Below are 21456 nucleotides of genomic sequence, written 5' to 3'. Positions count from 1 at the left end.
GCCAGCCTGTCGCCCCGCGACCTTCACGCTCGCCTTTCCGCCGTGTCATCCCTCACTCCCCCTCCCGCGCCGCGCCCTCGCGCCAACGCCGATCGTCCGCCGCCACGCAGCCCGCTTGCCACGCTTGCGATCGTGACCGTGCTCACCGGCATCGGCGCGGGCCTGGGCGGCATGCTGCTCGCGCTGCTGCTGCACGCGATCCAGCACGCCGCCTACGGCTATGGCGCGGGGCACATCGTCGGCGAGGAGAGCTTTCTGCAGGGCGTGACGGATACCGCGCCCTGGCGGCGCGTGGCGGTGCTCGTGGCCTGCGGGTTGATCGGCGGAGGCGGATGGTGGGCGCTCTATCGCTACGCGCGTCCGCTCGTGAGCATCAGCGCGGCGATCAAGCCGGGCGGCAAGCGCATGCCCATTTTCGCGACCACCGTGCATGCGCTGCTGCAGATCGTGACCGTCGCGATGGGTTCGCCGGTTGGGCGCGAAGTCGCACCGCGCGAGATCGGCGCCGCATTCGCGAGCTGGCTCGCAAAGCGCACCGGCCTCACCGCCGCGGAGCGCCGCGTGATGATCGCGTGCGGCGCGGGCGCGGGGCTCGCGGCGGTGTACAACGTGCCGCTGGGTGGCGCGATGTTCGTGCTCGAAGTGCTGCTCGGCACGTTCGGCTGGTCGGTGGCGGTGCCGGCAATCACCACCTCGGCCATCGCGGCCGTGATCGCATGGATCGGTCTCGGCGATGCGCAGCAATACCACGTGCCAGCCTACGGTATCAATGCGCAACTCGTGGTGTGGTCGGTGCTCTGCGGGCCGCTGTTCGGCGCAGCGGCACACGGCTTCTCACGCGTGACGAGCCGCGCGCGCGATGCGTCGCCGAAGGACTGGCGGCTGCCGCTCTACACATTGGTGAATTTTGCGGGCATCGGCCTGCTGGCCATCTGGTTTCCGCAGTTGCTCGGCAATGGCAAGGGCCCGGCTGGCCTGAGCTTCGACGACAACCTCGGCATCGGCCTCGCGGCCACGCTGCTCGTGCTGCGCGTGTTCATCACGACGACCACATTGCGCGCGGGCGCCAAGGGCGGCCTGCTCACGCCGGGACTCGCGAACGGCGCGCTGCTTGCCATCGTGATCGCGGGGCTTGTGAATCACGTATGGCCCGGTCTTTCGCCGGGTGCCTTTGCGATCGTCGGCGCAGGCGCGTTTCTCGCGTCGTCGATGCAAATGCCTGTCACCGCGACCGTGCTGATTCTCGAATTCACGCACGTGAACCACGATCTGGCGATTCCGCTGCTGCTCGCCGTGGCAGGTTCTGTCGCCACGCTGCGGCTGCTCGCGCGCGCGCAGCGTCCTTCTCATGGCGCGCCAACGGTCAGCGCCGAGCGCGAACTGCGGCTCGCCGCGCTGCGCGAGCCGTCGGCGCGCGAGTCCTCCGACTAGACACCTATTCGCCGAGATCCGCCAGAGGATGCGCCTCGGCGCGCCACGGCGACGCAAGGAAATGCTGCACGCGTTCGGTCCGCACTTCGACGAGCGTGGCCGGCGCCCAGCGCGGCTTGCGATCTTTGTCGACGAGATGCGCGCGCACGCCTTCGCAGAAGTCGCCCTCCTCGATCGCCCGGCCCACGACACCAAGCTCCATGCGGAAGCACTCGGCGAGCGTCATCTGGCGGCCGCGCAGCAGTGCCTCGCGCGTGACTTCGAGCATCGTTGGCGAATAGTGCGTGAGCGCTTCGAGCGTGGCTTCGAGCCATGCGCGCTCCGCTTGCGAGTGGTCGTGTTCGAGGTCGGCGCGCAGCGATGCGACGATCTGCTCGACACGCAGGCGGCGGTCGAAATGCCGCACAACGAGCGGCGTAAGCGTTGCGAGCACGCCCTCGTTAGCCTCGTGACACGGCGCGACGAACACTTCGCGCAACGAAGCATGCACATCGCCTGACCATTGTGCGGCCAGGAGATGCGCCTCGTAGCCATCGAGCCATTCGCCCGGCACACAGGCATCGGCGAGGCCGCAATGCAGCGCGTCCGTGCCGCTGAGCATCGCGCCGGTCAGGCCCACGTATAGCGCCATCTCCACAGGCATCTTCGCGAGGAAGTGCGTCGCGCCCACATCGGGCAAGAGGCCGATGCGCGTTTCCGGCATGGCGATCTTCGTTCGCGAGGTCGCCACGCGCAACGACGCCGCCTGGCCGAGACCCATGCCACCGCCCATCGTCACGCCGTCGAGCAGCGCGACGAGCGGCTTGGCAAACGTATGCAGGGCGTAATCGAGGCGATATTCGTCGATGAAGAATTGCTGCCAGCCGTTCGCGCCCTCACGCGCTTTCTCGCGCGCCAGTTGGTAAATCGCGCGCACGTCGCCGCCCGCGCAAAAGCCCTTCGGGCCCGCGCCTTCCAGCACGAGCGCGACGATGCCGTCGTCCGTGCGCACGCGTTCCAGCAGCACGGCCAGCTCGCGCACCATGGCGTGCGAAAGCGCATTGAGCGCAGCCGGACGATTGAGCGTGACGATCGCCACGCGATTGACCACGCGAAACAGCACATCTTTTTCGGCTTGCGTTGCCGCCTGAGCGCAAGCGGGTGTTGCATTCATTGCTTAGTTCTCCGTTTCAATATGCCAGTGCGGTTTGCGCTTTTCCAGAAACGCGTTGACGCCTTCACGCTGGTTGTGCGAATCGAACAGATCGACGAAGCGCTCGCGCTCCACAGCGAGCGCCGCGCCGCGCGGCACGCCATTGCGCGCCTGATGGATCAGCGACTTGCTAAAGGTGACCGCTTGCGGGCTCAAGCCCGCAACACGCGCGGCCATGGTGAGCGCGGCCTCGCGCGCGCCGCCCGTTGCGACGACTTCTTCCACGAGACCGATGCGCAGCGCCGTTTGCGCGTTCACGCGCTCGCCCGTGAGGATGATGCGTTTGGCCCAGCCCTCGCCGACCAGCCAAGGCAAGGTCTGCGTGCCGCAGCCACAGGGCAGCAGCCCCACGGCGGTCTCGGGCAGCGCGAGTTGTGCATGCTCCTCGGCAATGCGGATATCGCACGCGAGCGCGCACTCCAGGCCGCCACCCATTGCATAGCCGTTGATCGCCGCGATGATCACGGGCCGCGCCTTCTGCAGCGCCTCGAATGCCGCGCCGAACGCGCTCGCCGCGGTGCGCGCGACCTCGCGCTCGCCGTTGGCGAAGGCATTGAGGTCGGCGCCCGCGCTGAAAAACTTCGGCCCGCTGCCTGTAATGACAACGGCGCGCACCTGCGGCTCGCGGTCGAACGCTTCGATGACCTGCTGAAGCTGCCGCAAACCGTCGATCGTAAAGGCGTTCGCCGGCGGCCGCGACAACGTGAGCAGGGCCACCGCGCCCTCGTGCGCGTACTCGAATTCGATCATTTCGGACTCCGTGTGGATATCAGCGCAGCTCGGGGAAATCTTCTTCCCAGTACTCGTCGGGCTGGCGCGCGGGCTCAGCGCTGCGCTCCATTTCGCGGCGACGGAGTTCCACGCGTCGAATCTTGCCCGAGATGGTCTTGGGCAAGTCGCTGAACTGCAGGCGACGAATGCGCTTGTACGGCGCGAGCTTTTCACGCGCGAAGCGGAACACCTCGCGTGCGAGTTCGGGGCTCGCTTCGTAGCCATGGCGCACAATGACGAAGGCCTTCGGCACCGAGAGACGCAGTTCGTCCGGACTCGGCACGACCGCCGCCTCGGCAATCGCCTCGTGCTCGATCAGCACGCTTTCCAGCTCGAACGGGCTCAAGCGGTAATCGGACGACTTGAACACGTCGTCGGCGCGGCCCACGTAGACGTAGTAGCCGTCGTCGCGGCGCAAGGCGACATCGGACGTGTGGTAGTAGCCGTTGCGCATGGCGTATTCGCTCGCCTTCGCGTTGTTCGCGTAGCCCGTCATGAGGCCGAGCGGACGATGCGCCGAATCTGGCCCAAGCGGCAGCGCGATCTCGCCTTCGCTCGCGGGCTGATCGTCGGCGTCGACGAGTTGCACGCGGTAACCCGGCAGCGGGCGCCCCATCGAGCCCGCGACCACGGGCTGGCCCGGCGAATTGCCGATCTGGCAGGTCGTTTCGGTCTGGCCGTAGCCGTCTCGAATCGTGATGTCCCACGCGTGACGCACGCGCTCGATGATCTCGGGGTTGAGCGGCTCGCCCGCACCCACGATCTCGCGCAGCTTCACCGCATACGTTGCGAGCGGCTCCTGCACGAGCATGCGCCACACCGTGGGCGGCGCGCACAGCGTGGTTACGCCGCATTGCACGAGCGCGGCGAGCGTGTCTTTCGGCACGAAGCGCGCGTAGTTGTAGACGAACACACACGCCTGCGCATTCCACGGCGCGAAGAAGCAGCTCCACGCATGTTTGGCCCAGCCCGGCGAACTGATGTTCCAGTGGATGTCGCCGGGCATGAGGCCGATCCAGTACATCGTCGATAGGTGGCCTACGGGGTAGCTCTCGTGCGTGTGCTCGACGAGCTTGGGCTTCGACGTCGTGCCCGAGGTGAAATAGAGCAGCAGTGTGTCGGTCGCGCGCGTCGGGCCGTCGGGTTCGAAGGCGGCGCTCGCTTCATACGCGCGCGAGAGATCGATCCAGCCTTCGCACGCATTGGGCGCCACGCCAACTGCAATACGCTTCACGCTTTTGTCGAGCGTATCGAATTTGCGGAGTTCGGCGGCGTCCACCACGACGTAGCGCGCGCCGCCCGTTTCCACGCGCTCGCGCACGTCGTCGGGCGAGAGTTGCGTCGTGGCGGGCAGCACGATCGCGCCCAGCTTCATCGCCGCCAGCATCACGTCCCACAGTTCGACGCGATTCGGCAGCATCAGCAGCAGGCGGTCGCCGCGCCCCACGCCCTGCTCCCGCAGGAAGTTCGCCATGCGCGACGAACGCTCGGACATCTGCGCGAACGAATAGCGCGTGCCGCCGTCCGCGAGGTCGTCGACGATCCAGAGCGCCGGGTTGTCGTTGCCGCGCGCCATCACGTCGAAGTAGTCGAGCGCCCAGTTGAACGTGTCGAGCTTCGGCCACGCGAACTCGTCATAAGCACGTGCGTAGTCGGTGCGGTGACGCAGCAAAAATTCGCGTGCGTCGATGAAGGCCTGCGCGGAAGGGGTGAACCCGGTCATCGTCGTCTCCTTATACCACGGCGCATACGCGCTTATATTTGCTTCGTCATCCTCATTACTTACTAAAGCTGCCGTGCGATCACCATCCGCTGCACTTCGCTCGTGCCTTCGTAAATCTGCGTGATGCGCGCATCGCGATAGTGCCGCTCCACCGGATAGTCGTTCAGAAAGCCATAGCCGCCGTGAATCTGAATGGCGTGCGAACACACCTCCTCGGCCATTTCAGAAGCGTAAAGCTTCGCCTGCGAAGCCTCGGAAAGACACGGCTTGCCTAGCGTGCGCAGCCGCGCCGCGTGATGCACGAGATGGCGCGCAGCGTTGATGCGCGTATGCATGTCCGCGAGCAGATTGGCCACGCTCTGATGCTTGATGATAGGTTCGCCGAACTGCACGCGTTCGTGCGCATAGGCGCGCGCCGCATCGAAGGCCGCGCGCGCGATGCCGAGCGCCTGCGCGGCAATGCCGATGCGTCCGCCTTCGAGATTCGCCAATGCGATCTTCAACCCTTCGCCGCGCTGGCCGAGCAGGTTCGCTTCGGGAATCGCGCAGTCCACGAGCGAAATCGGGCAGGTGTCCGAAGCACGGATGCCCATCTTCTTCTCGGGCGGCCCAACGTTGAAGCCCGGCGTATCGGTCGGCACGATGAACGCGGAAATGCCGCGCTTGCCCGCGTCGGGATCGGTCACGGCGAACACGATGGCAATATTCGCGCGCGAGCCGTTGGTCACGAACTGCTTGTTGCCGTTGAGCACCCACTTGCCGTCACGCAGTTCGGCGCGCGTGCGCAGGTTGTTCGCTTCGGAGCCCGCCTGCGGCTCGGTCAGGCAGAACGCGCCGATCAACTCGCCGCTTGCGAGCTTGCCGAGCCAGCGGTCCTTTTGCGCGTCGGTGCCGAACTGCAGGATCGGCCCGCAGCCCACCGAGTTGTGCACGCTGACGAGCGTCGCGCACGAGGCGCAGCCCGCCGCGATCTCCTCCATGGCGAGCGCGTAAGCCACGTAGTCGGTGTACGAGCCGCCCTGCTCCTGCGGCACGATCATGCCGAGAAAGCCCAGTTCGCCCAATTGCTTGACGACCTCGTCGGGCAGCTTGCTGTCGCGGTCCCATTGCGCCGCGTTCGGCGCCAGTTGCTCGCTTGCGAAGTCGCGCGCGGCGTCGCGAATCATGCGCTGGTCGTCGGTATAGAACTCGTCCATGTGTGTCCCCTTCCTGTGTCTCTTGCGCTTGCCTTCCACTGTGGCGCGATGCGGCCCCGGCTGCAAGGCTTGCGAAAAGTGTAGGCACGCAAACGACCGTATTCGATGCCCGTCACGCTCAAAGTCACTGATCGGATTTACCATATTGGCTTCCACACCCCGACAGGACGCGACTCCTTGCAATCGACGAAAGTTCATACACTGAGCGAAAAAGGCACAATCTCGATGAGCCTCGTGAACGAGACGCTCGCGCTGGCGCGCGCGGGCGGACTCGAAATCGCGCCGCTCACGGATGCCGCCGGCATCGCGCCGGCCGTGCTGCGCGCGCCCGAGGCCCGCGTGAGCGCGGCGCAGTACGGCCAGTTATGGTCGGGCATCGCGCGCGCGCTCGACGACGAATTCTTCGGCCAGGACTCGCACGCGATGAAAAGCGGCAGCTTCATCGCCATGACGCACTCGGCGCTCGGCGCCAGCACGGGCCGCCAGGCGCTGCAGCGTGCCGTGCGTTTCATGCGGCTCGTGCTCGACGATCTGGCGGGCGAGATCGACATCGACGCTACACGCGTGCGCGTCACGCTCTCGCATCGCGCGGGCAAACACACGCCCAGCATGTTCGCGTACGCCACCTGGTTCATCCTCGTCTATGGACTCGTGTGCTGGCTCGTGGGGCGGCGCATTCCACTTCTCGCGGCGCGCTTTCGCTGCGCGCAGCCGGACGCCGTGCACGAATACCAGCTCATGCTCTGCGACGACATGACGTTCGACCAGCCGGCCACGTGGTTCGAATTCGCGCCCGGCTTTCTCGAGTTGCCCGTGATCCAGACCGCCAGCTCGGCGCGGGCCTTCCTGCGCAACGCGCCGGGCAACTTCGTCGTGAAGTACCGCAATCCGGGCTCGTTCGCGGCGCGCGTGCGACGTGCGCTGCGCGCACTGCCCGTCACCGCCTGGCCCGATGCCGACGCCATCGCGCAACGCCTGAACGTGGCGCCCGCCACGCTGCGCCGACGCTTGAGCCAGGAGGGCCACAGCTGCCAGTCGATCAAGGACGAATTGCGCCGCGACCTTGCGATCGCGGCGCTGCAGGAGCCGGGCCGCTCAGTCGCCGACGTCGCGGCAGCCGTCGGTTTTGCGGAGCCGAGCGCGTTTCATCGGGCGTTGCGCAAGTGGACCGGACAGCGCCCGACCGACTTCCGCGCAACGCGCGCTCGCAGCAGCAAGGGATAGTCTCGATCCACCTTTCAGTTATCGAGATAGCGCCTATAATTTTAGGGATATCCCTAATACGAAAGGCCTTGCCATGAACTCCCTTCCGCGTGTAGCGCTCGGCATCCTGGCCGCGGCGTGTTGCTTCGCGTCGGCTGCGGCTGTGGCCCAACCGTACGATCCCTCGCAACCGCTGACTCGCGCCCAGGTCCGTGCGGATCTGGTCGAATGGCGGCAGGCGGGCTACGACCCGCTCGACTGGATCGACTACCCGGAAAACGCTCAACGCGCGGGCGCGATCGTCGCGCAACGGCGTGCGGCGCGCGCCGGATATGGCGCTCCAGCCGGTCAAATGACGCAGTAATCGCTTGATTGCAGCACGGCCGCAGTGAAGCGGCACCGGGCGACGCAACGCCCGGCGCCCGTGAGCGCTCGTGCCCATTTCCTGCCGCCACGGGCGCATTCGCCGCCCTCGTCCACGCTTGCCGCCTCAGCGCGCGCTGTTGTACCCGTTCCACGCTCACAACGGCTTTTCTGCGCTCGACGAACAATTGTTTACAATCGCGCCCGTAGCCACGCGCTACGGCAGGCGCGCGCGTGCATCGGCACGTCAACGACCTGCCGACGCCAGCTGCACGCAAGAAACCACACAAACAAGCAGCGAACAACCCGCTCGACTCTCAAGGGCCCGATCTTCATGGACGCCATCAAACGCTATTTCGGTTTCGAAGAAGCAGGCACCAACCTGCGCACCGAACTGCTCGCCGGTTTCACCACCTTCCTCACGATGGCCTACATCATCTTCGTGAACCCGGCCATCCTCGGCGACGCCGGTATGCCGAAGGAAAGCGTATTCGTCGCCACCTGCCTCGTCGCGGCGCTCGCCTCGCTCATCATGGGCCTCTACGCGAACTACCCCATCGCGCTCGCGCCCGGCATGGGCCTGAACGCGTATTTCGCCTATACGGTCGTGAAGGGCATGGGCTTCACCTGGCAAGCCGCGCTCGGCGCGGTGTTCATCTCCGGGTGCCTGTTCTTCGTCGTCACGCTGCTGCGCGTGCGCGAAGCCATCGTCAATGGCATTCCGCATTCGATTCGCGTGTCGATCACAGCGGGTATCGGCCTATTCCTCGCGATCATCTCGCTCAAGACCTCGGGCGTCGTGGTCGGCAGCCCGGCCACGCTCGTCGAACTCGGCAACCTGCACGATGCGCACACGATCCTCGCGATCATCGGCTTCTTCGCGATCGTCACGCTCGACGTGCTGAAGGTGCGCGGCGCGATCCTGATCGGCATCGTGGGCGTCACGGTCCTGTCGTTCTTCTTCGGCGGCAACCAGTTCCACGGCATCTTCTCCCCGCCGCCGTCGATCACGCCGACGTTCGCGCAGCTCGACATCAAGGCGGCGCTCTCCACGGGCGTGCTCAATGTGGTGCTCGTGTTCTTCCTCGTCGAGCTGTTCGATGCGACCGGCACGCTGATGGGCGTGGCCAACCGCGCGGGCCTGCTCGTGCACGGCAAGATGCACCGCCTGAACCGCGCGCTGCTCGCAGATAGCACCGCGATTCTCGCGGGCTCGGTGCTCGGCACCTCGTCGACCACGGCTTATATCGAAAGCGCCTCGGGCGTGCAGGCGGGCGGCCGCACCGGCATGACCGCGTTGACGGTTGCCGCGCTGTTCCTCGCGTGCCTGTTCGTCGCGCCGCTCGCGGGCGTCGTGCCGGGCTACGCCACGGCGCCGGCGCTGCTCTACGTCTCGTGCCTGATGCTGCGCGAACTCGCCGATCTGCCTTGGGACGACGCGACCGAAGTGGTGCCCGCTGCCCTCACGGCGCTCGCCATGCCGTTCACCTACTCGATCGCCAATGGCGTGGCGTTCGGCTTCATCTCGTATGCGGGCCTGAAGCTCCTCACGGGCCGCGTGCGCGACGTGAAGCTGATCGTGTGGATCATCGCCGCCGTGTTCCTGTTCCGGTATTTCTATCTCGGCAACGCGTAAAACATAAAGGGTGGCTTCGAGCCACCCTTTTTGCTTTATCTGCTTTATCGGCCCGTTCGCCAGCAACGCGCCTCTTTTTCGTCGCCGCCACCCCGCGGAATCAAACTTCCCAGCCGCATGGCTGCCCGGCGCGGCGCGTCCTCCTTATCATAGGGAGCTATCGCCAGATCCCCCGCATACAGGAGCCGCCACGTGGCAACTTACCCCGCCGCAACCGAACGCTACACGAAGCCCGCCATCTTCTTTCACTGGGCCATCTTCGTGCTCGTCGCGCTCGCCTATCTCGCGATCGAGGTGCGCGGCCCCAAGGGCACGGACAGTCGCGTGTTCTGGAGCAGCGTGCACTTCTGGGCGGGCTCGCTCGTGCTCATGCTTGCCGTGCTGCGCCTCGCGTGGCGTTTGTGGCGCGGCGCGCCCGCGGACATCGACTCGAACGCGTTACTTTCGTTTCTCTCGCGCCTCGTGCATCTCGCGCTCTACCTGTTCATCTTCGTGCAGCCGCTCCTCGGCATTCTGATGATCAACACGGGCGGTCATCCGGTCACGCTCGCGGGACTCGATCTGCAGATCACACTCGTTGGCCCCGATCCGGCCGCGCGCAAGTTCCTCAAGGATGCGCACGTGCTGATCGGCAATCTGTTCTACTGGGTGATCGGGCTGCACGCGCTCGCGGCCATCGCGCATCACTTCGTATTCCGCGACAACACCCTGCGCCGCATGATCTAGCGGCACACGCGTAAACGAAGCCGCGCCCCTGGGGGCGCGGCAAGAAAGTTCAGTTGTACGGAAAGCGCCCGCGTCTTGCGGGCGCTTTTGGGTTGACTACGCGCTGGCGTGCGCCTGCACGAAACGCACGTAGCCGCTGCGCAGCACGAGACACTGCGCACGCGTTTCGGAGAGCAAGCGGCGCGCGCAAGCCTCGATGCGGTCGCGATGATGGTCGAACGCGCTGAGCATGTCTTCGGCGCGCGGCGAGGCCGCCCCGAAGTGATCTTCCAGCGCCGCCGCCGTGATCAGACACTCCACCCGCTCTCCATCGATCATCGCCGGAAACGCCAAGGTCAGGTCTGGGCCCGAGTATTCGGGCACCTCATTCGGAAACATGATCTGCATGGGGGTCGCCTTTGGTAGAGGGTGAAATGGCCGCGTTCAACCTTCTCGGGCTGCCCCGACTCAGTGCCTGGGCACACCCCGATCCGGCACGCGCGGATCAACGTCAACCATCGCGAATGAAACGTTCGCGCAGGTTGATTTGATTCACTTTAGACGACTTCCTGCCGCCCGCAAGGTCGACGTTGTCACACGCCTGAAATAGCCTACGAAAGCCTTGTCTGCGCCCCGCTTTGGTCCCTGCTTTGGTCCCTTTTTCGCGGGTGCAGCATTCGCAGCTGCCGTAGCGCGCGCAAACATTCCTCCCCGGCCCTGCGCCAACGCGCTGCGCCGGTTGCCGCATCGCACCATGCGCGCCGCTCGGGCACGTCAGGATTCGCGATGCCGGTGCTGATCGAGATGTTCGAGGTCTTTGGGGTGCAAGGTGAGCATCACCACGAACGCGACGATCCCAAGGGCCACGGTCACCATTCCGGACAGCACGACGTTGTTCTCGTCGAAGAGCAATCCATCAATCGCATACCCGAGGCCAAAGAGCGCAACGAACGTGGCGAGCACCGCCACCACGATCCTCAATTCGCCGTGCACCATGACGAACTCCACTACGCAGCGGGCGGCGCAGTTGCGAACCGCAGTTGCCAACAACACCCGCTGCCGGGGGGCGCGACGTGAATGCGCCCTCACCTTCATCATGGCACCCGCGCCAGGAAACTCAAGGCGCAGTTGCGTTGGTACGCCCCGGCTTCAACCCGGCTTCAACCCGGCTTCAACCCGAATTGGCAGCCGCCGCGGATCCTGTACCATGGACTGCCGCAGAGGCGCCGCTCACGCTATTGACGTGCATTTGTCAGGCTGCGCCGCAGCGTAGCACCCAAAACGACTGGAGACACGAGTGACCCGACGCCCCGTCACGCCGCATGACGCGGCCCGCGCGGACGCCATCGCGCAGGCTCACGCGCGCTCGCGCGCACTCGGGCTGCGCGTCACCGAGGCGCCCGAATTCGACGCACTGGCCGCCGCGGACCTGCGCGAGCTGATCGACACGAACCGCACGCTCTATCACCAGGCGCGTCCCGTGATGGACGCCTTGCACGCGCAGATCGTCGATACGCAGAGCATGGTGCTGCTCACCGACCGCAACGGCGTGATCCTGCATAGTTTCGCCGACAGCGACTTCGTCGAGAAAGCGCAGCGCGTGGCGCTGCGCCCGGGCGTGTCGTGGGCCGAGCAGCATCGCGGCACGAACGCCATCGGCACGGCGCTCGTGGAAGGCCAGCCGACCACGGTGCATGCGGGCGAGCACTTTCTGCGCGCCAATCACATCCTCACCTGCTCGTGCGCGCCGATCGCGGATCCGTACGGGCGCACGCTCGGCGCGCTCGACGTGAGCGGCGAGTCGCGCGGCTTTCACAAGCACACGCTCGCGCTCGTGCGCATGTCGGCGCAGATGATCGAGAACCATCTGTTCAACACCGAATTCGCCGATGCCATCCGGCTCCAGTTTCATGCGCGCGCGGAATTCATTGGTACGCTGTACGAAGGATTGGCCGCCTTCTCCGCCGACGGCACGCTGCTGTGCGCCAACCGCAGCGCCCTGTTCCAGTTCGGCGCGCCGCTCGCCGAACTGCAGCAGCGCGAGTTCGCGGCGCTCTTCGGCCAGCCGTTCGCGGCGTTCATGCAGCAGCTCATGCGCGCGAGCGGCGAACCGCTCATGCTCACGCTGCCAAGCGGCGTGCGCGTGATCGCGCGCGCCTCGTCGCGCGTCGCTACGCTCGCGCGAACCGCTGCGCCCGAAGCGTCGCGCACGCCCCACACGCCTGCGCCCGTCCAGGCGAAAGCGCCCAACGCCGACACGACACCGCAGCCCACGCTCACTGAACTCGATACGGGCGACGAGCGGCTCGCCGCCGCCCTCCAGCGCGTGGCGCGCGTGCGCGGCCGCGACATCCCCGTGCTCGTGCTCGGTCGCACCGGCACCGGCAAGGAATGGCTCGCGCGGGCGCTGCATCGCGATTCGCCGCGCCGCGATGGACCGTTCGTCGCGCTCAACTGCGCGGCGCTGCCCGACACGCTGATCGAAGCGGAACTATTCGGCTACGAGGACGGCGCGTTCACGGGCGCGAAGCGCCGCGGCAGCGCCGGCAAGATCGCGCAGGCGCATGGCGGCACGCTCTTTCTCGACGAGATCGGCGACATGCCCCTCGCGCAACAGGTGCGGCTCATGCGCGTGTTGCAGGAGCGCGCCGTCGTGCCGCTCGGCGGTACGCGCGCGGTGCCGGTGGATTTACGCATCGTCTGCGCGACGCACCGCGATCTGCGCGCAATGATCGTCGAAGGCACGTTCCGCGAGGATCTCTACTACCGCATCAACGGCCTCGTCGTCACGCTGCCGTCACTGGCCGAGCGCACCGACCTCGACGCGCTCGTCGCCCGCATGCTCGCAATCGTGCGGTGCGAGGTGCCGGGCGCGCCCACGCGCCTCACGCCGGCCGTTCGGGCATGCTTCGCGCGCTGCCGCTGGCCGGGCAATCTGCGTCAGCTCGCCAGCGCGCTGCGCACGGCGGCGATCATGGCCGAAGGCGAAGACGCCATCGACATGGATCACCTGCCCGAAGACCTCATGCACGACTGCGACCCCGCGAGCGAATGCGCGCAGCAGTCCGGCGATGCCACGCCTGAGGAAGAAGCGAGCGACGCAGAGCGCGAACCTGCGCGCCTCTCCGTCTGGCAGTCGCGGCTCATCGAAGAGACCCTCGCGCGCCATAGCGGCAATGTTTCGGCGGCGGCTCGCGAACTCGGGCTCGCGCGCAACACGGTCTATCGGCATTTGCGTCAGCGCCGCTGAGCGCACCGGCCAAGCCGGGTCGCGGCGCGGCTTCTGACCACAGCGGCGCCAGGGTAAGCTTGGCGGATCGCTTCCCGCACCGCGCCCCATGGCCTCCGTCCAGGAAATCAACCGCTTCCGGCGCAACCTCGCCGACGAACTCGACAGCGCCGCCGTCTACGACACGCTATGCGCGGTAGAAAAAGACGACGAGCGCCGCCGCATCTTCGCCGAACTCGCCGCCTCCGAGCGCGAGCACGCGAGCGTCTGGCGCGACAAGCTCACGGCCAACGGCGTCACGCCCCGGCCGCACCGGCGCAGCGCGAAGACGCGTCTGCTGCAAACGCTCACGCGCACCTTTGGTCCTTCGCTCGTGCTGCCCACGGTCGCCGCCGCGGAATACGCCGACCGCGACCGCTACGCGCGCGAACCCGGCGCCGAGAAGCTTTCCGCCCAGGAACAGCAGCACGCCACCATCGTGCAGGCGATCGTCGCAAAAAAACGCGAGACCGAACACGGCCACGGCGAAACGATCGGCGCGGCCGAGTCGTGGCACAAGCGCGCGACGTCGGGTAACGACCTGCGCGCGGCGGTGCTGGGTGCGAACGACGGGCTCGTCTCGAACTTCTGCCTGATCATGGGTGTGGCGGGCGCAGGCAGCGTCAATCGCACGATTTTGCTCACGGGGCTTGCAGGCCTCGTGGCCGGCGCATGCTCCATGGCGCTCGGCGAATGGCTCTCGGTGACCAACGCGCGGGAGCTTGCGCGCACGCAACTCGCGAAGGAAGCCGACGAACTCGAACACACGCCCGACGCCGAGCGCCACGAGCTCGCGCTCATCTATCAGGCGAAGGGCGTCGATCCCGAAGAAGCGCGCCGCGTGGCCGCCCAGATCATGCGCAACAAGGACGAGGCGCTCAACACGCTCGCGCGCGAGGAACTTGGCATCGATCCGAAGGAGCTGGGCGGCAATCCATGGTCGGCCGCCGCTGTCTCGTTTTGCCTCTTCTCGCTCGGTGCAGTGTTTCCGACTGCCCCGTTCCTGTGGGCGCACGGCGTCACGGCGATCGCGCAGTCGGTCGCGCTGAGCGCGTGCGGGCTCGCCCTCGTCGGCGTGTTCACGTCGCTCTTCAACGGGCGCAGCGCAACGTTCTCAGCGCTGCGGCAAATCGTGATCGGGCTCGCCGCGGCGGCGTTCACGGCGGGCGCGGGGCGGCTGCTCGGGGTGTCGCTTTCATGAGCGACATGAGCCACGAAGACTTGCAGGACGGGCCGCCGCACGTGCCCGTCGTTCGCGTGGAGCCGCTCGGGCGCAGCTTCGAAGCGCCGCCCGAGCTGACCTTGCTCGAAGCGGCGGCGTTCGAGGGCATCCGCCTGCCGCGCATGTGCCGCAACGGCACATGCCGCGCCTGCCTGTGCCGCGTGGTGAGCGGCGAAGTGAGCTTCACGATCGAGTGGCCCGGTTTGAGCCGCGAAGAAAAAGCCGATGGCTATGTGCTGACCTGCGTGGCCGTCGCGCGCACGGATCTCGTGCTCGACGTGCCGGAGGCAGAAGAGATGTAGCGGCTACTGAACGGGGAGCGCAGATGCGAAACGGCCCGCGAAGCGAAGTCGCGGGCCGTTTCGCATCTGCTGACTGCCGACGGGCTTATTGACCGCCGAAGTACACCGATTGCGGACCCGTGCGCGCCGCTTCCGACACGTAGCGGCCACCGGCCGACGTCGAGTTGCTCACGCCACCGAACGAACCATCGGTCTGGGCGACCGGTGCGGCCGTCTGGGCGGCGACCGCACCCTGATCGCGGCTCGTTTGCTGGAATTCGACGAGTTGCTCGCGCACTTGCTCGCGGGTCAGACCTTGATCGGCCTGAGCGAAAGCGGCTAGCGGAGCGGCCAGAGCAACGGTAAGCGCAACAGCCTTGAGAAGCGACTTCATGATCACAACCTCCGAAATTTTTTAACGTCGATGCGCAATGACGGTGCACATCGTGTCGTGCTCGGCCGGCTCGCTGCAATCGCCGCAACGGCTGGCTGTGAGTGGATTCTAGGCAAGCGGGCCGGCCGGATACAGACTGATTCAGGCGAATTGGAATTACAGATTTCGCAATAATCGGTAAGTTTTTAGGGCCAGACAATCTGCAGCCTTTCGGCCTTATTGCAGGCGCGGGGCGCAATACTTCAGGAGATTTCGAATCCGATTGTTGTCACCAGGAGAACACTGAATTCGTCTTCTAAGTATTTACCCTGACCCTCCGTCCGCATACATTGTCGACATGGGCCGCGCCGATGCGATGGCCACTCACAAAAGATATCGGAGGTTAGTCATGAAGTCGTTTCTGAAGGCAGCTGTGCTTGCCGCCATCGTCGCTGTGCCTGCCGCTGCATTCGCACAGGCACAAACCCAGCAACAACCCGTGACCCGCGCCGAGGTTCGCGCCGATCTCGCACAACTGCGCGCCGCCGGCTACGATCCGAGCGACTGGATGCACTACCCGGAAAACATTCAGGCTGCTGAAGCCAAGGTCGCTGCGCAGCGCGCGACGGCGTACGGCCCTTCGACGAACGGCACGTCGCAGTCGAGCCAGTAAGTTTCGCGGCAACCCCGGCTGTGACGCCGGGTTCCCGCGCAAAGCATTAGGCCCGCCCTCGTGAGAGTGGCAGGCCTGATTCGTTTTGAAGCGGATTTCCGGCGTAGGGCGGAGCATGGCGGCGCCATAGACTCCGCGCCGATGCGCGTGGCAAGCCCGCATCACCGGCCGGCGCCCGAACCGCCGCCACCGTGACCGCCACCGCCGTGGCCTCCGCCGCCATGGCCGCCGCCGGGGCCACCTCCATGACTGCCGCCCGGCGCCCCCCAGGGTCCGCCGTGACCGCCGCCGTGACCGCCAGGACCGCCCGGACCGCCACCGTGCCAGCCACCGCCGCCGCCGTGCCAGTCGCCGCCGTGATGATCGCGATCGCCCCCACCGCCCCAGACGCCGATGTTGACGCTGCCATATGCCGGCGCATAGCCCGGTGCGTAGCCGCTGTAGTAGCCGGTGGAGTACGGCTGGCCATAGCCGCCGTAGCCATAGTCGTAGCCGGGGGCCACCGCGCACCCGGCAAGGAGCGCGACGGCGCCTGCTGTGAGAACGAACTTGAACATTGCTAACTCTCCTTTCCATTTGTAAGAAAGAAAAATCAGCGTTAAGTTCTTATTGAATTGTGAGCGTGAATTACGGTTGTAACGCGGAACGGGCCTCCGCGCCGCGCATAGGCGCCCACTGCGAAATTTAGCCGCGGCGGCCGAGTGCGTCCTCTATTTTCCGGTCGGTCTTGTACTGGCTGAGCGAATACACGGCCCAGATCGCGGCGGGAATCCAGCCGATCAGCGTGATCTGCAGGATCAGGCAGACAATGCCCGCAATCGGACGCCCAATGGTGAAGAACAGGAGCCAAGGCAGGATCAGCGCGATCAGTAAACGCATTGGGCAAGACCTCTAAAGCGTGGAAAAAGACGAGTGTGGAAAGAATCAGTTGACGGGCGCGAAGCGCGGCACGAGCCCGCCTTCGTACTCGACGAGTTCGAAGAACACCGTGGAGGGTCGCGTCCAGATCGTACCGTTCGCCGCGCGATACACGATCATCGTGACGGAAGGATCCGATTCGAGCGTCGCCTCGCATACCAGTTCGTAAATGCCACCCTTGTAGTGCCTGTAGCGCACCATCGTGTTCCCCTCTTCGAGTGCGCAAGCCGTCCCTGCGCGACTGCGCCAGTGTAACAAGGGAAAGTGGTGTACGGACCTGTGCCGCAGGCGCCGTCCAACGGCGTTCAGCGTGACATCACTTCGTGCGCCGCCGCGCCGCGCGCGCATCGGCCGCAGCCGGCGCTTCGCCGCAGATCAGCGTGACGCCCGCCACTGCCATGGCGCGCAGTGAGGCGCGCGAATCGCCGGCGCGCGCGCGCAGCGCCATGCTGTGCAATACCGCCGACGCGAGGCGCGCAAGCATCGGTGCGCTGGCACTGGGCTGCAGTTCGCCTTGCGCGAGCGCCACGCGCAGACGCCGCTCGAACGCCTTGTCGAATGTGCGCAATCCCGCGGCAAGACGCTCGCGTATCGCTTCGTCGTTGACGGCTTCCACCGCCGCCGTGCCGATCAACAGGCAGCCGCGTGCCGCGTCGTGCGCCGGCAAATACCAGCCGAGCGCGCCGTCGAATACGCGCATCAGCGCCTCGCGCAGCGGCAATGCGCTGTCGAGCGCGGACTCCATCGCCACGCGCCCCGCTTCCACATAGCGCTCCATGGTTTGCAGATAGAGCGTGTGCTTGTCGCCGAATGCGCCGTACAGGCTCGGCCGGTTCATGCCGGTCGCCTCGCTCAGGTCGTCGAGCGATGTGCCTGTGTAGCCATTGCGCCAGAACGTATCGCGCGCGCGGGCAAGCGCCTCCTCCGGATCGTAGGCGCGCGGGCGCCCACGCGGGCGGCTATCCTTTTTTGTACTGGATTGCATAGAAATATTGGATCGGCAATTTTTGTTCACTATAGTACAGAAATCAGAAAAGCCCGCAAACCCGCAAAGGAGGATGACGATGGATCTGTATTTCGCCCCGCTGGCGTGCTCGCTCGCCACGCGCATCGCGCTCTACGAGGCAGGCGCACAAGCACGCTTTATTCAGGTCGATACGCTCACGAAACAGCTCGCCGAAGGCGGCGACTTCTTCGCCGTCAACGCACTCGGCCAGGTGCCGGTGCTGCGCGAGGACGACGGCTGGACGCTCACCGAAAACTCGGCGGTGCTGCCGTGGGTGGCCGACCGTTTTCCCGAGGCGCGGCTCGCCCCGCCAGCGGGCACGCGCGAGCGCGCGCGCCTGCATCAGTGGCTGGGCTTTATCGGCACCGAGTTGCATAAGGCCGTGTTCGTGCCGCTGCTCGGCAAGGACGTGGACGAGGCCGTCAAGGACTATGCGCGCGGCAAAATCGCGCGCCGCTTCGACCTGCTCGCGCATCACCTCGAATCGCGCACGTTCCTGCTCGACGCGTTCAGCGTGGCGGACGCCTATCTCGTGACCGTGCTGAACTGGGCGCCGTACGTGGGCATCGATGTTTCGCAATGGCCGGCGATCGCGATTTATGCGCAACGCGTGCGCGAGCGGCCCGCCGTTGCGCGGGCGTTCGCCGAGGAGTATGAGCTCTTCAAGCGCACGCCGCACTGAGGCGCGCGAGCCGGGCAGTTTTTCCCGCCCGGTTCGCGCATTTTTGTCGTGCTTTTTGTCGTGAGATAACGTTGCGGTCGCCACATTCGCCGGAGCCGCACAATGGCCACGCTCGAAGCCTTCCGCATCGTCCTCGACGACCCGCATACGCCCGAAATCATCCGCAATCACGTCATCGATTCATTGCAGTACGCGCTGCGCAATCACGGCCAGGTGTTCGCCGCAAAAGAGGTCGAATGGCTCGCCACGTGGGACGATGCGCGCATTCCGCTCGCGGCTTCGAAGGAATTGCGCCGGCGAGTAGGCGAAGGCTGACGCGTACCCTGAGGGCTCAGCCGTTCGCGAGATCCGCGAACACCGCCCTGAGATCGCGCCCGGCGCGTGCACGCGCCTGCTGCACCACCCGCTCTTCCAGCTCGGTTAGATGCGCGCGCATCGTGGCGAGCGCCGCCGTCAGGTCTGAAGCCTCAAGCGCTTCGATGATCTGCGCGTGCTCGTCGGGCGCGCACATCGACGCCTTCGACGGATCGAACAACGCCTTGTAGAGCTCCGTTTTCGCGACCAGTTGCGCCAGCGCATCCACCAGTTCGGCGCCGCCCGCCTGCTCGGTCAGCAGCAGATGAAACTGCCCCGCGAGGCGCACCGCTTCGTCCACGCGCGCCTCGCGCAACGCCTTTTTCTCGCTGCGCACATGGGCCGCCAGCTTGCGCCGCATCGCGGCATCGAGCTTGCCGCACAGGCACACCATCACGCCCGCTTCGGCCACCTGACGCGCGCGGTACACAGCGCGGATGTCGCCCTCCGAGGGCGACGGAACGAATGCGCCGCGATTGGGTTCGAGCACGAGCTTGCCCTCGTAGCCGAGGCGCGCCAGCACCTTGCGCAGCGCGCCGCGCGTGCAGCCGAACGCCGCCGCGAGTTCGCGCTCCACCAGTTGCTGGCCCGGCGCGAGCTTGCCCTCTAGCAGCGCGGAAGAAATCGACGCATAGACATGCGCTTCGACATCGGACGGTTCGTCGGTGTCGCGGGGCGGAGCGAGGCGGGAGGATTGGGCCATGGAAAGGCGCGCTGGCTGAGTCGGGTCGCTGGGTCAGGTCGCATTGTAGCGAGCGGCATGGCGAGGCGATATAGACCCGTGCCCATACTCGATCCCCGATGCCGGACATAGCGAGCCTTGCCAGATTGTTGACAATTATTTTATATAATGGTCAACCATACGGCAGTAAAAAGGTTGACCGCATTGAACCCTCAAAACCGCTCCATTCGTTCCCAAACGCCGTCCGGCGAGTCCGCCAGCGCGCTTGCGTGGTATGCCGCGATCGTCGCGATCGGCCTCAATCTGCGGCCGTTGCTCACCTCGATCAGCCCGCTCATGACAACCATCCGCAACGACACCCGCCTGAGCTTCTACGGCGCTTCGCTGCTCACGAGCCTGCCCGTCGTCGCGATGGGGCTCGGCGCGTTCGGCGCCGGCCTGCTCGCGCGCCGACTCGGCGAGACGCGCGGCGTCGCGCTCGGGCTCGTGGCGATTGCCGTGGCATGCGCAGCCCGCGCGTTCGCCGCCAGCGGCGGCGCGCTCATGCTCACGGCGGCCGCGGCCGGCGCGGGCGTCGCGGCCATCCAGGCGCTGCTGCCCGCCGTCATGAAGCAACGCTTCGCCGCGCGGGTGCCGCTCGCAATGGGGCTGTTCTCGGCGTCGATCATGGGCGGCGGCGGCCTCGGCGCGAGCCTGAGTCCGCTCGTCGCGCGCATCGCCGGTTCGTGGCATGCGGGGCTCGCCGTGTGGGCGCTGCCCGCGCTGGCCGCACTGGCGATCTGGGGGACGTTGAACGGCGGCTTCGGCGCCGGCCGGCGCGCGCAGCAGGCCGCCGCTGCGCCCTCGCAGGAGCATGCCAAAGCGACAACGGTGCCGGTCTGGCGCAAGCGCCGGGCGTGGACGCTCGGACTGCATTTCGGGCTCGTCAACGGCGGCTATACGAGCCTCGTCGCGTGGCTGCCCGCCTACTATCAGCAGCACGGCGCGAGCGTGGAAGCGAGCGGTTCGCTGCTCGCCGCGATGACCGTGTTCCAGGCCGCCAGCGCGCTGCTCCTGCCGCTTGCCGCAGCAGCATTCACGGACCGGCGTCCGTGGCTCGTTCTGGGCCTGTGCGCCCAGGTGTTCGGCGTGATCGGCCTCGCCGCGTGGCCCGAGGCCGCGCCGCTGCTGTGGGTCGCGGCGGCGGGCGCGGGGCTCGGCGGCGTGTTCTCGCTCACGCTCGTCACCGCGCTCGACCATTGCGCCGACCATCGCGTGGCCGCGCGCCTCGTTGCCTTCGTTCAGGGACTGGGCTTCGTGATCGCCGCGCTCGCTCCCATCGTGGCCGGGCGCGTGCGCGACCTCACGGGCGGCTTTACCGGTGCGTGGATCATGCTCGCTGTATCGATCAGCGCGATGATCGTGCTCACGTTCGCGTTCTCGCCGCGCAGCTACGGACGCTGGCTCGGTGCCCACGGCCCGGCCGCGTCTGCCTCGACGGCGGACGGCGCGGCGAACGGCGCAGTCGCGCAAAGCCGGACCGCGCTCGACGCCTGAACCTCCCGCGCACGTGAGATTGAGCACTGGCGCGAGCCCGCTTGGGCGCCCCGCCGGGCGCGCCGCGCCCGTGCAACAGATCGCCCGCAGCGCGTCGTGAAACGTTTGCATAAGCGCCTGTATGAATGTACAGTGCGTGGCAGCCGGCCGTTCGTGCCACCCGGTCCGCAGTACCGGGTGGCGCCGCCCCATCGCACATTGCTGCATGGCGTGGCCCCGGCCTGTACATCGAAACGGAGAA

General features: G+C 66.5%; 24 protein-coding genes. 12 read left to right on the top strand and 12 right to left on the bottom strand.

Annotated elements, in window-relative coordinates; translation table 11 throughout:
- Nucleotides 1-42: 42 nt before the first annotated feature.
- Entirely contained in the window at nt 43-1431 is a 1389-nt protein-coding gene (locus tag JMY28_RS19055; RefSeq protein ID WP_236596929.1) for a chloride channel protein, read from the top strand.
- Between the two features lie 4 nt (nt 1432-1435).
- Here JMY28_RS19055 and JMY28_RS19050 read toward each other — a convergent pair whose 3' ends face one another.
- From JMY28_RS19050 to JMY28_RS19035, 4 genes are all read right to left on the bottom strand, one after another.
- Nucleotides 1436-2584, bottom strand: a complete 1149-nt coding sequence (locus JMY28_RS19050) for an enoyl-CoA hydratase/isomerase family protein (protein WP_201697453.1) — start codon at nt 2582-2584, stop codon at nt 1436-1438.
- Nucleotides 2585-2587: 3 nt separating this feature from the next.
- Nucleotides 2588-3373 carry an enoyl-CoA hydratase gene (locus JMY28_RS19045; RefSeq protein WP_201697452.1) on the bottom strand — a complete coding sequence of 262 codons (786 nt, stop codon included), beginning with the start codon at nt 3371-3373 and terminating at the stop codon, nt 2588-2590.
- A 19-nt stretch (nt 3374-3392) separates the two neighbouring features.
- Nucleotides 3393-5117, bottom strand: coding sequence for an AMP-binding protein (locus JMY28_RS19040; RefSeq protein ID WP_201697451.1), 1725 nt, complete (start codon nt 5115-5117; stop codon nt 3393-3395).
- Between the two features lie 62 nt (nt 5118-5179).
- Nucleotides 5180-6313 carry an acyl-CoA dehydrogenase family protein gene (locus tag JMY28_RS19035; protein WP_201697450.1) on the bottom strand — a complete coding sequence of 378 codons (1134 nt, stop codon included), beginning with the start codon at nt 6311-6313 and terminating at the stop codon, nt 5180-5182.
- Between the two features lie 225 nt (nt 6314-6538).
- Here JMY28_RS19035 and JMY28_RS19030 point away from each other — a divergent pair, with 225 nt between their 5' ends.
- From JMY28_RS19030 to JMY28_RS19015, 4 genes are all read left to right on the top strand, one after another.
- The gene (locus tag JMY28_RS19030) at nt 6539-7537 is read left to right on the top strand and encodes an AraC family transcriptional regulator (RefSeq protein WP_236596928.1); all 999 of its coding nucleotides are present in this window, start codon (nt 6539-6541) and stop codon (nt 7535-7537) included.
- Between the two features lie 73 nt (nt 7538-7610).
- Nucleotides 7611-7880, top strand: coding sequence for a DUF4148 domain-containing protein (locus JMY28_RS19025; RefSeq protein WP_158759261.1), 270 nt, complete (start codon nt 7611-7613; stop codon nt 7878-7880).
- Between the two features lie 333 nt (nt 7881-8213).
- Nucleotides 8214-9515, top strand: coding sequence for an NCS2 family permease (locus tag JMY28_RS19020; RefSeq protein WP_201697448.1), 1302 nt, complete (start codon nt 8214-8216; stop codon nt 9513-9515).
- A gap of 192 nt (nt 9516-9707) precedes the next feature.
- Nucleotides 9708-10241: a cytochrome b gene (locus JMY28_RS19015; RefSeq protein WP_201697447.1), complete on the top strand. Its 534-nt coding sequence runs from the start codon at nt 9708-9710 to the stop codon at nt 10239-10241.
- 96 nt (nt 10242-10337) lie between these two features.
- Here JMY28_RS19015 and JMY28_RS19010 read toward each other — a convergent pair whose 3' ends face one another.
- Both JMY28_RS19010 and JMY28_RS19005 read right to left on the bottom strand, forming a co-directional pair.
- Nucleotides 10338-10628: a DUF1488 family protein gene (locus JMY28_RS19010; RefSeq protein WP_028202589.1), complete on the bottom strand. Its 291-nt coding sequence runs from the start codon at nt 10626-10628 to the stop codon at nt 10338-10340.
- Between the two features lie 366 nt (nt 10629-10994).
- A complete protein-coding gene (locus JMY28_RS19005; RefSeq protein ID WP_236596927.1) occupies nt 10995-11318 on the bottom strand; it encodes a DUF2964 family protein in 324 nt (107 codons plus the stop codon).
- Between the two features lie 199 nt (nt 11319-11517).
- Here JMY28_RS19005 and JMY28_RS19000 point away from each other — a divergent pair, with 199 nt between their 5' ends.
- From JMY28_RS19000 to JMY28_RS18990, 3 genes are all read left to right on the top strand, one after another.
- Complete coding sequence (locus tag JMY28_RS19000) at nt 11518-13470, top strand: sigma-54-dependent Fis family transcriptional regulator (protein WP_201697446.1); 1953 nt, start codon at nt 11518-11520, stop codon at nt 13468-13470.
- Nucleotides 13471-13558: 88 nt separating this feature from the next.
- Nucleotides 13559-14689 (top strand): VIT1/CCC1 transporter family protein, encoded by a 1131-nt coding sequence (locus JMY28_RS18995; RefSeq protein ID WP_201697445.1) that lies wholly within the window; start codon nt 13559-13561, stop codon nt 14687-14689.
- A 5-nt stretch (nt 14690-14694) separates the two neighbouring features.
- A complete protein-coding gene (locus JMY28_RS18990) occupies nt 14695-15012 on the top strand; it encodes a 2Fe-2S iron-sulfur cluster-binding protein (protein ID WP_201697544.1) in 318 nt (105 codons plus the stop codon).
- 85 nt (nt 15013-15097) lie between these two features.
- Here JMY28_RS18990 and JMY28_RS18985 read toward each other — a convergent pair whose 3' ends face one another.
- Entirely contained in the window at nt 15098-15385 is a 288-nt protein-coding gene (locus JMY28_RS18985) for a DUF4148 domain-containing protein (RefSeq protein WP_201697444.1), read from the bottom strand.
- Between the two features lie 388 nt (nt 15386-15773).
- Here JMY28_RS18985 and JMY28_RS18980 point away from each other — a divergent pair, with 388 nt between their 5' ends.
- Nucleotides 15774-16037, top strand: coding sequence for a DUF4148 domain-containing protein (locus JMY28_RS18980; RefSeq protein ID WP_201697443.1), 264 nt, complete (start codon nt 15774-15776; stop codon nt 16035-16037).
- Between the two features lie 161 nt (nt 16038-16198).
- On the opposite strand, the gene JMY28_RS18975 is transcribed toward JMY28_RS18980, so the two are convergent.
- From JMY28_RS18975 to JMY28_RS18960, 4 genes are all read right to left on the bottom strand, one after another.
- Nucleotides 16199-16594 (bottom strand): hypothetical protein, encoded by a 396-nt coding sequence (locus JMY28_RS18975; RefSeq protein ID WP_201697442.1) that lies wholly within the window; start codon nt 16592-16594, stop codon nt 16199-16201.
- Between the two features lie 127 nt (nt 16595-16721).
- Nucleotides 16722-16916 (bottom strand): YqaE/Pmp3 family membrane protein, encoded by a 195-nt coding sequence (locus tag JMY28_RS18970; RefSeq protein WP_028209664.1) that lies wholly within the window; start codon nt 16914-16916, stop codon nt 16722-16724.
- A 45-nt stretch (nt 16917-16961) separates the two neighbouring features.
- On the bottom strand, nt 16962-17156 hold the full coding sequence (locus JMY28_RS18965) for a DUF1653 domain-containing protein (protein WP_069261725.1): 195 nt from the start codon (nt 17154-17156) through the stop codon (nt 16962-16964).
- Between the two features lie 115 nt (nt 17157-17271).
- Entirely contained in the window at nt 17272-17940 is a 669-nt protein-coding gene (locus JMY28_RS18960; RefSeq protein ID WP_201697441.1) for a TetR/AcrR family transcriptional regulator, read from the bottom strand.
- A gap of 79 nt (nt 17941-18019) precedes the next feature.
- Here JMY28_RS18960 and JMY28_RS18955 point away from each other — a divergent pair, with 79 nt between their 5' ends.
- Nucleotides 18020-18643: a glutathione binding-like protein gene (locus JMY28_RS18955; protein ID WP_201697440.1), complete on the top strand. Its 624-nt coding sequence runs from the start codon at nt 18020-18022 to the stop codon at nt 18641-18643.
- Nucleotides 18644-18745: 102 nt separating this feature from the next.
- A complete protein-coding gene (locus tag JMY28_RS18950; RefSeq protein WP_201697439.1) occupies nt 18746-18958 on the top strand; it encodes a hypothetical protein in 213 nt (70 codons plus the stop codon).
- 16 nt (nt 18959-18974) lie between these two features.
- Here the strand turns inward: JMY28_RS18950 and JMY28_RS18945 are convergent, their stop codons facing one another.
- Nucleotides 18975-19700 (bottom strand): GntR family transcriptional regulator, encoded by a 726-nt coding sequence (locus tag JMY28_RS18945; protein WP_201697438.1) that lies wholly within the window; start codon nt 19698-19700, stop codon nt 18975-18977.
- Nucleotides 19701-19883: 183 nt separating this feature from the next.
- Here JMY28_RS18945 and JMY28_RS18940 point away from each other — a divergent pair, with 183 nt between their 5' ends.
- Complete coding sequence (locus JMY28_RS18940) at nt 19884-21215, top strand: cyanate transporter (RefSeq protein WP_236596926.1); 1332 nt, start codon at nt 19884-19886, stop codon at nt 21213-21215.
- Nucleotides 21216-21456: the final 241 nt, after the last annotated feature.

It is taken from the genome of Paraburkholderia hiiakae, assembly GCF_904848665.1.
Lineage (GTDB): Bacteria > Pseudomonadota > Gammaproteobacteria > Burkholderiales > Burkholderiaceae > Paraburkholderia > Paraburkholderia hiiakae.
This window is presented reverse-complemented; position numbering and strand designations above follow the sequence as displayed.